Genomic DNA, 5,264 nt, shown 5'->3' with positions numbered 1-5,264 from the left:
CCCTGCGCCAGCGCGCTGGCCGTCAGCGTGTTGCCGTCGCGCGCGCTGTGTATCGTCAGCGTCACGCAGTCCAGCGCGGCGCAGCGCTCCCGCAGCAGCGGCACGAAGGGATCGGTCGCGGCGTCGCGCACGCAGTAATGCAACCACACGCGCGGCGGCTGCGCCTGGCCGGCCTGCAACGCTTCCAGCCATGCGAGGAAAGGGGTGACCCCTATGCCCCCCGCAACCCAGACCTGCGACGCGCCGGCCGCGTCGGGCTCCAGCTGAAAGCGGCCATAGGGTCCTTCCACGGCGACGTCCTGGCCGATGCGCAGCGTGCGCGCCAGCGTGCGGGTGTAGTCGCCCAGCGCCTTGATCTGGAACGTCACGCGGCGCTCGCCAGGTATGGGGGCGCTGGCGATGGTGTAAGGGTGGGCGCCTTCCTTGCGGTCGAAAGTGACGAAGGCGAATTGCCCGGCATGGTGATGCCGCCAATTGCCGTCGAGATCGCAGCTGACCTCCATGATGCCGTCCGGCTGGTGCGTCAGCGATACGATCTTTCCGCGCGCCCGGCGGCCGTGGCCGACGCGCCCCAGCAGCGCGACCAGCGCGGCATAGACGCCCGCGGCCAGCAGCGGAATCAGCAGCAGCCCCACGGGACCGCTCCAGTAGTACGCCGGCGCCAGCGCCACGGTATGGAACACCAGCGCCAGGAACAGCACCGGCATGACGCGGTGCAGGAGGCGCCAGGCCCGGTAGGGAAAGCGCCGCCACAGGGTGATCGCCAGCATGGCAAGCAGCAGGTAGATCGACCATTCGCCCAGGTCCTTGGCCACGCCGCGCGAACCTTCGAACAACGCCAGCACGACGTCGCGGGCGGGACGGTTGCCCGCGTCGGCCAGGCCCTTCAAGGGGCCGCTGGCCAGCTTCAGCAGCCAGTGCGCGGCGCCGGCGCCTACCGCGAGAATGCCGGCCCATTTGTGCAGCCGGTAGATCTTGTCCATGCCGCCCAGCGGCCGCTCCAGCCACGCCGGCCGCAAGGCCAGCAGCATGATCAAGGCCATCAGCCCGATGGACCAGACGCCCGTGAGGTACAGGCCTTGCTGCCGCACGATCCAGTACCAGGCGCCGGCGGCCGGCGGCTGCAGGATCAGCGCATCCAGGCCCCAGGCCATGGTAAGGGCGAGCAGGAAGCCGCCAAGGGCGGCGCCGGTTCCTATCGGTTTCATGATGGCATCCATATTGGGGCGCTCGGCCCGCCGGATGCGGGCGGAGCGCGGGAAGGCGCGATCGCGCGGGTGCTTCAGTCCTTGATCTTGCTGCGCAGGACGGCGCCGCTTTGAGCGTCGACCCGCAGCTTCACGCGTTGGCCTTGCGGGTTGTCGGCCTTGACGTCGTAACGGCCGTGTTCGAGCTCGATCTCGGTGATGTTGCGGTACCCTGCGGCGGTCAGCGTGTCGTAGACTTGGCGCACGGTCAGCGTCGCGTTGGCGGGCGCCGTGGCGGCGGGCTGGACCGGCGTTTGCGCCGGCGTCTGGGCATGCACGGCGGCCGCGCCGGTGAGGGTTGCGGCGCCAAGCGCCAGGGCGGCCAGGGTGTTGCGGATTGCGGTCATGGAATGGCTCCTTGGTTGTAGCGGGTTGCCGGAATGGCGACCATGACCGCATTATTCGGTTGTGCGGATGAACCGTTTCTGAAGCCGCCGTTCACGTGCCGTTCATTTTTCCGGCGCTATAAATGAGCGGAGAATCGCCCTCCATACCGGACCCTCGTTGCGAAAGAATCCATGACCTCTGGAATACGTACCCGAATCTGGCTGACCTGCGGCGCGCTGATGCTGGCGCTGGCTGCGGGCCCCGGCACGGGCGTGGCCGACGAAAGCGACCATGAACAGGCGCGCCAGGCCCTGCAGGCCGGCAAGGTCCTGCCGCTGCGCTCGGTGCTGGACATCGTCGAGCGCGACTATCCCGGACAGGTGGTCAAGGTCGAATTCGAGGAAGACGACGGCGAGTTCATCTACGAGATCCGGCTGCTGCAGGGCGGCGGCCGGCTGGTCAAGCTGAAGATCGATGCGCGCGACGGCAAGGTGCTGGGCGTGAAGGGGCGCGACATCCAATTCCGGGACAAGCACTGATGCGCATACTCGTAGTGGAAGACGAACCCACGCTGGCCACGCAACTGGCAGACGCCTTGCGCCAGGCCGGCTATACCGTGGACACCGCGGCGGACGGCGGGACGGCCCAATACATGGGCGCGGTCGAGACCTACGACGTGGTGGTGCTGGACCTGGGCCTGCCGGTCATGGATGGCCTGACCGTGCTCAAGCAATGGCGCGCCGCGGGCCAGGGCATGCCGGTGCTGATCCTGACGGCGCGCGACAACTGGCACGAGAAGGTTGCCGGCATCGATGCCGGCGCCGACGATTACCTGACCAAGCCTTTCCACATGGAAGAGCTGCTGGCGCGGGTGCGGGCGCTGCTGCGCCGCTCCAGCAGCCACGCCAGCGCGCAATGGCGCTGCGGGCCGCTGATGCTGGACACGCGCCTGGCCAAGGTCACGGTGGACGGGCAGGCGTTGTCCCTGACCAGCCACGAATTCAAGGTGCTGGCCGTGCTGATGCAGCGCGCGGGGGAAGTCATTTCGCGCAGCGAGCTGACCGAGCACGTCTACGCCCAGGACCACGACCGCGATTCCAACACCATCGACGTGTTCATCGCGCGGCTGCGCAAGAAGCTGCCGCCCGACACCATCGAAACCGTGCGCGGACTGGGCTACCGCCTGGCCTGCGCCGCATGATGCGGCAACGCGCACGCGCGTTGGGCTCGTTGCGCTGGCGCCTGCTGGCCGGCACGCTGGCCTGGATCCTGGTGACGGTGGTGTTGGCCGGCTGGGGGCTGGGCAGCTTGTTCCGCCAGCACATCACCGAGCAATTGCGCGCCGAATTGACCTTGCACCTGAACCAGCTGACCGCCGCCGTGAATGTGGCTCCGGACGGCCGCCTGGTGGTGTCGCCGCCCCTGAGCGATCCGCGGCTGGAGCAGCCGCTGTCCGGCCTGTACTGGCAGATCGACCGGCTCGACGAGCAGGGCCGCCCGGTGGCCGTGGGCGCGGCGCGCTCGCGATCCCTTTGGGACCAGGTGCTGGCGCTGCCCGCCGCCGATAGCGCCGATGGCGTCTATGAAATTGCGGGGCCGGAAAAGCACAGCCTCACCGCGCTGACGCGCACGCTGGAGCCGGCCGAGACCGAGGCCGCGCCATTGCGCCTGATCGTGGCCGCCGACAGCCAGGTGCTGGCCGAACCGATAGGGCGCTTCAACCACATGCTGCTGATTTCGCTGGGCGCGCTGGCGGCCGGATTGACCGTGGCGGCCGTGGTCCAGGTGGTGGTGGGGTTGCGGCCGCTGGCAAGGCTCAGGCGCCAGCTGGCGAAACAGCATGGCGGCGCCAGCGTGCGCATCGAAGGCAGCTTTCCCAGTGAAATCCAGCCCCTGGTCGACGATTTCAACCGGGTCCTGGATGTCAACGCCGACATGGTGCAGCGCGCGCGCACGCAGGCCGGCAACCTGGCGCACGCGGTCAAGACGCCGCTGACGATCCTGGGCAATGCCGCCGCGCGCGAGGATGGTCCGCTGGCGGCGCTGGTGCAGGAACAGGTCGGCATGGCGCGCCGCCAGATCGACTATCACCTGGCGCGCGCCCGCGCCGCCGCGGCCTCCGATGCGGCCGACAGCCGCACGCCCTTGCGCCAGCCCATCGAAGGGCTGCTGCGGGTCATGCAGCGCCTGTACGCGCAGCGCGGTTTGCAGCTGGAGATGCCCGCGTTTGCCGATGGCCTGGTGTTCCGCGGCGAAGAGCAGGACTTGCAGGAGATGGTCGGCAACCTGCTGGACAACGCCTGCAAATGGGCCGAACGCCAGGTACAGGTCACCGCGCTTGCGGCGGACCCTGGCCAGTTGCTCATCCAGATCGACGACGACGGCCCCGGCATTGCCGACGAGGAGCGCGAGCGCATCTTCCTGCGCGGCGTGCGCATGGATGAACAGCGTCCGGGATCGGGCCTGGGATTGGACATCGTGCGCGACCTGGCCACCACCTATGGCGGCCAGGTGCGGGCCGAGCGCTCGCCGTTGGGGGGCTTGAGGGTGTCGCTGTGGCTGCCGGCCGCCTGAGGCCGGCGCACGGATTTACTTGACCAGCGTGACCGGCGCTTCGGCCAGTTGCAGCACCTGATTGGCGACCGAGCCGATCAGGATGTTCGTCATCGTGCCGTGGCCGCGCGTGCCCATCACGATGCGTGCGCAATTGTGGTCTTGCGCGTAGCCGGCGATTTCCGTGGCCGCATGGCCGAATGCGACGTGGCTGGTGTAGTCGGTGCCGGTCACGTCCAGCAGCTTGCGCGCCTCGTCCGTGGCCTCCTGGCCTTCGCGCAGGTAGAACTCGTCGATCATGTCCTGCGTGATCAGGCGCGACAGGCCGGCCCGGCCTTGCACGGGCGTCTGGACGTTGAGCAGATGGATGCGCGCGGCGCCGGCCCCTTGGGCGAGCTGGCGCGCGTACAGGACGGCGCGGTTGGCATTGTCGGAGCCGTCGACAGGGACCAGGATGTTCAGCATGGATGCTCCTTGACGGTTACTTGACCAGGGTGACGGGCAACTCCGTCAGATGCAGGACGCGGGTCGCGACCGAACCCAGGAACCAGGACGACACCGAACCCAGCCCGCGCGAGCCCATGTAGATCTCGTCGGCGCCGGATTCGTCGGCCACGCGCACGATGGTCTCGGCGGCCGCGCCCACTTCGATGCGCGCCTGGAAGGGCACGCCGGCCTGGGTCAGCAGGTCGCTGGCGGCCTGCAGCGCGTGGCGGCCTTCTTCCTCGTGATAGGCGTCGATCTCGGCCTGCGACAGGCCGCGGCCGATCTTGCCCGACTTCAGGGGGATCTGGACCGTGAGGAGTTCCACGCGTTCGACGGGGTCGTAGCCGCGGGCGTCGAGCAGGGCTTGGACCGCATGGACGGCGGGCTGCGAACCGTCCACGGGGATCAGGATGCGTTTCATGGGCGTCTCCTTGTGCGCGCCGCGGGCGGCGTTGTAGTCCACTGTATCCGAATTATTCGCCGAATCGGACAAGCGCGATATGCGCGGGATCAAACCGGGCGCAATCAGTGCGCAAGCGAGGCCCGCTGGGCGCGCGGTCTACGCGCCATCAACGCCAGCGCGGTTCCAGGGTGTGCGCGGTGGGCGCCTGTCCGAGCAGGCGAGGGGCCAGCGCGCTCAGCGCCTCGGCC

Annotated in this window: 7 protein-coding genes; 3 read left to right on the top strand and 4 right to left on the bottom strand. The window is 68.8% G+C overall.

Annotated features, from left to right (window positions below):
• Both VIR09_RS07225 and VIR09_RS07220 read right to left on the bottom strand, forming a co-directional pair.
• Positions 1-1,208 (bottom strand): ferredoxin reductase family protein (locus VIR09_RS07225; RefSeq protein WP_332012259.1); only part of this gene is annotated, 1,208 nt, incomplete at its 3' end.
• Positions 1,209-1,282: 74 nt separating this feature from the next.
• A complete protein-coding gene (locus VIR09_RS07220) occupies positions 1,283-1,594 on the bottom strand; it encodes a PepSY domain-containing protein (RefSeq protein ID WP_013395809.1) in 312 nt (103 codons plus the stop codon).
• 219 nt (positions 1,595-1,813) lie between these two features.
• Between VIR09_RS07220 and VIR09_RS07215 the strand changes: the two genes are divergently transcribed.
• The 3 genes from VIR09_RS07215 to VIR09_RS07205 are packed head-to-tail and all read left to right on the top strand — an operon-like array spanning position 1,814 to position 4,148.
• On the top strand, positions 1,814-2,113 hold the full coding sequence (locus VIR09_RS07215) for a PepSY domain-containing protein (protein ID WP_332012260.1): 300 nt from the start codon (positions 1,814-1,816) through the stop codon (positions 2,111-2,113).
• Positions 2,113-2,775: a response regulator transcription factor gene (locus tag VIR09_RS07210; protein WP_332012258.1), complete on the top strand. Its 663-nt coding sequence runs from the start codon at positions 2,113-2,115 to the stop codon at positions 2,773-2,775. The genes VIR09_RS07215 and VIR09_RS07210 overlap by 1 nt, the downstream gene beginning before the upstream one ends.
• Positions 2,772-4,148, top strand: a complete 1,377-nt coding sequence (locus VIR09_RS07205) for a sensor histidine kinase (RefSeq protein ID WP_332012257.1) — start codon at positions 2,772-2,774, stop codon at positions 4,146-4,148. The genes VIR09_RS07210 and VIR09_RS07205 overlap by 4 nt, the downstream gene beginning before the upstream one ends.
• Positions 4,149-4,163: 15 nt before the next feature.
• Here VIR09_RS07205 and VIR09_RS07200 read toward each other — a convergent pair whose 3' ends face one another.
• Both VIR09_RS07200 and VIR09_RS07195 read right to left on the bottom strand, forming a co-directional pair.
• Entirely contained in the window at positions 4,164-4,592 is a 429-nt protein-coding gene (locus VIR09_RS07200) for a universal stress protein (RefSeq protein WP_332012256.1), read from the bottom strand.
• A 16-nt stretch (positions 4,593-4,608) separates the two neighbouring features.
• Positions 4,609-5,034 carry a universal stress protein gene (locus tag VIR09_RS07195; RefSeq protein ID WP_332012255.1) on the bottom strand — a complete coding sequence of 142 codons (426 nt, stop codon included), beginning with the start codon at positions 5,032-5,034 and terminating at the stop codon, positions 4,609-4,611.
• Positions 5,035-5,264: the final 230 nt, after the last annotated feature.

The organism is Achromobacter sp., assembly GCF_036567245.1.
Lineage (GTDB): Bacteria > Pseudomonadota > Gammaproteobacteria > Burkholderiales > Burkholderiaceae_B > Achromobacter.
The sequence above is the reverse complement of the archived record's forward strand: the minus strand, read 5'-3'. Positions and strand labels throughout refer to the sequence as shown.

Bases quoted from the DNA above. Each gene is read 5' to 3' on its own strand.
- VIR09_RS07220 (WP_013395809.1), bottom strand. From the start codon at position 1,594: ATGACCGCAATCCGCAACACCCTGGCCGCCCTGGCGCTTGGCGCCGCA.
- VIR09_RS07200 (WP_332012256.1), bottom strand. From the start codon at position 4,592: ATGCTGAACATCCTGGTCCCTGTCGACGGCTCCGACAATGCCAACCGC.
- VIR09_RS07210 (WP_332012258.1), top strand. From the start codon at position 2,113: ATGCGCATACTCGTAGTGGAAGACGAACCCACGCTGGCCACGCAACTG.
- VIR09_RS07215 (WP_332012260.1), top strand. From the start codon at position 1,814: ATGCTGGCGCTGGCTGCGGGCCCCGGCACGGGCGTGGCCGACGAAAGC.
- VIR09_RS07205 (WP_332012257.1), top strand. From the start codon at position 2,772: ATGATGCGGCAACGCGCACGCGCGTTGGGCTCGTTGCGCTGGCGCCTG.
- VIR09_RS07195 (WP_332012255.1), bottom strand. From the start codon at position 5,034: ATGAAACGCATCCTGATCCCCGTGGACGGTTCGCAGCCCGCCGTCCAT.